The 2768-nt window shown below is 74.3% G+C and carries 3 protein-coding genes; 2 read left to right on the top strand and 1 reads right to left on the bottom strand.

Annotation, left to right across the window (positions count from 1 at the left end):
* On the top strand, positions 1–653 hold a 653-nt coding region (locus tag AC08ON_RS03575), incomplete at its 5' end, for a helix-turn-helix domain-containing protein (RefSeq protein ID WP_476616442.1).
* Positions 654–681: 28 nt separating this feature from the next.
* Entirely contained in the window at positions 682–1473 is a 792-nt protein-coding gene (locus tag AC08ON_RS03570; protein ID WP_476606386.1) for an endonuclease/exonuclease/phosphatase family protein, read from the top strand.
* On the opposite strand, the gene AC08ON_RS03565 is transcribed toward AC08ON_RS03570, so the two are convergent.
* On the bottom strand, positions 1431–2768 hold a 1338-nt coding region (locus AC08ON_RS03565), incomplete at its 5' end, for a RecB family exonuclease (protein ID WP_476616441.1). The genes AC08ON_RS03570 and AC08ON_RS03565 overlap by 43 nt on opposite strands.

The following is a 2768-nucleotide window of genomic DNA, read 5'->3' as shown; positions in this document are numbered from 1 at the left end:
GGTTGCCCTCGGGCTGCCCCAGCGCTGTGCAGGGGGGAGACATCTGGGTGTTCGTCGGCTCGACCGAGCGGGCGGCCACCCGGGCGGCACTGGCGAAACAGCTCGCCGGGCTCGCCGCGGTGGTGGGACCGGCCGTGCCGTGGGGTCAGGCGGCGGCGAGCGCGGCGCGGGCGAGGTTCGCCTGCGATGCCCGCAGCGCCGGGCGGCTTCGCGGTATCGCCGCGGCCGACCCCCTGTTCACCGACGAACATCTCAGCGCCCTGCTGCTGGCCAGCGACCCCGGGCTCATCACCGACCTCGCGTCCCGCCGGCTCGCCCCCCTTGACGGGCTGCCCGACCGGACCAGGGAACGGCTGGCCGAGACCCTCCTGTACTGGCTGACCCTGCGGGGGCAGCGCGGGCTGATCGCCGAGCGGTTGCACATCCATCCGCAGACCGTCCGCTACCGGGTCAACCAGCTTCGCGAGCTGTTCGGACCATGTCTGGAGGACCCTGACACCCGCTTCGATCTCGAACTGGTGCTGCGCGCCGGGGGCGCCGAGGACGTGGCCACCGACCCGGTGAGCGCCGCGGTCCGCGAGGACACGGACGAGGGCCGGGGCCCGGGCTCCCGCCGTCCCGCGGCGGTGCGGGGTCGGCCACCCGGGCCGTGACGGACCTCGCATCCGATACGGTCCAGGCGTGCGGCTGGGCTCCTTCAACATCATGCACGGCCTGTCGCTCACGGATGGGACGGTCGAGCCCGCCCGCTTCGCCGCGGCCGTCTCCGCTCTCGGCGTGGACGTCCTCGGGCTCCAGGAGGTCGATCTCGACCAGCCACGATCGGGTGGGCTGGACCTCGCCGCAGAGGCGGCGGCGATGATCGGAGCCGGCGACGACGACTGGCGGTTCGTCCCCACCGTCTTCGGCACGCCCGGCGTGGGCTGGCGGCCGGCTGACGGGCAGCGCCGGGACGACGAGCCGGCGTACGGCATCGCTCTGATCAGCCGGCTGCCCGTCCGTGAGTGGCGAGTGATCGACCTCGGCCGGGCGCCGGTGCGGTCCCCGATCGCGATACCGGGGGGGCCGGGCAGGCGGGGACGTCTGATCATGCTCGACGACGAGCCGCGGGCCGCGATCGCCGCGCGGGTGGAGTCGGCCGGGGGCCCGCTGACGGTGGTCAACACCCATCTGTCGTTCGTGCCGGGCTGGAACGCCGTGCAGCTGCGCCGGCTGGCCCGCCGGCTCGCGGACGTCCCGGGGCCGCTGGTCCTGCTGGGCGATCTGAACCTGCCCGGCCGGCTACCGGCCGCGCTCACCCGCTGGCGCCGGTTGGCGGTGACGCCCACCTACCCCGCGCACTCCCCGCGGGTGCAGCTCGACCATGTGCTGGCCCGCGGGCCGGTAGGCAGGATCATCGCCGTGCAGGCCCGCCGCGTGCCCATCTCGGATCACCTGGCGCTGTCCGTCGACCTCGCCGACCCGCGGGCCTGACCCGCGGCGGGCCCGGTGCTCGGACTCGCGAGCAGGTCGGCGAGCTCCTCCTCGGACAACGTCGGGGGCCGGACAACGGCGCCGGTACGCACGTACAGGAAGGCGGCGTCGACCGCACTCAGGTCGACGCCCCGCAGGCGGGCCCAGGCCAGCCGATAGATCCCGAGCTGAAGATCGTCGGCATCGGACCGGCCGGTCTTCCAATCGACCACCTCCCATCGACCGCCGCCGAGGTCGTAGACAGCGTCGATGCGACCGCGCACGATCCGCCCGGCGAGGCGGAGCTCGAAGGGTGCCTCGATCGCGAACGGCCGCCGGGCACCGTACGCGGTACGCAGAAACGCCTGCTGCAGCGAGCGCAGATCGTCGTCGGTGAGCTCCGCGTCGGCCGCGCCGGGCAGATCCTCGGTGTCGATCAGTGCACGGTAGTCGAAAATCTCCTCAACCCAGGCGTGGAACCGGGTACCGCGACGGGCCGCGGCCACCGGACGGCGCGGCAGCGGCCGGACCAGCTCCCGGGCGAACGCCTCCGGGTCCGCACGCAGCCGGACGATCTGGGACGCGGTGAGGCTCGCCGGCAGGGCGACATCGGTCCGCGCGAGGCGTGCCGCGCGTTCTTCGGCGAGCAGCAGCCGGGCCTCCCGGTCGAGCTCGGCGAGCAGGGCGCGCTCGGCCGCCGTCATCCCGGCCGGACCGTCGACGAACGGTTCCCCGGCCGGTTCCACCGACGCCCCCGGTACGCTCAGCGCGGCCAGCCGCGCCACGACCCCCTCGGCCGCGGCGAGGCGCCGGGCGTACGGCTCCGGCTCGTAGGGGATCGGCCAGGCGAACCGTTCCGGCGTCGCCAGCGCCGGGTTGGTACGCTCCGCCGGCTCCGGCGCCCAGACATCGACCAGCCCACCGCCGGTGCGGGCGTGCTCGGCGAGCTCGTCGAGGAACACCGAGGCACCGCGTGGGGTCTTCTGGGTGGGCCCCCACCAGTGCCCGCTCGCGAACAGCAGCGACTTCGCCCGGGTGACCGCGACGTAGGCGAGCCGGCGTTCCTCCCGCTCGGCGTACTGACGGGCATCGGCCCGGAAGGCGTCCAGGGCGGCCTTCTCGGCGCAGACCGTGAACGCCGGCAGATCGCCGGCGTCGCCGCGCAGCGGGATCGGCAGCACGCCCGGCGAGGTGGTCCACTGGTCGCGCACGGTCAGGTCGGGGAACACCTTGCTGGTCAGGTTTGGGACGGCGACGACCTCCCATTCCAGGCCCTTGGAGCGATGCATTGTCATCAGGGCGATCGCGTCGGCCCC

The organism is Frankia sp. CoWAU3 (assembly GCF_977971855.1).
Note: the sequence above shows the minus strand (reverse complement) of the source record. Positions and strands in the feature narration are given on the sequence as shown.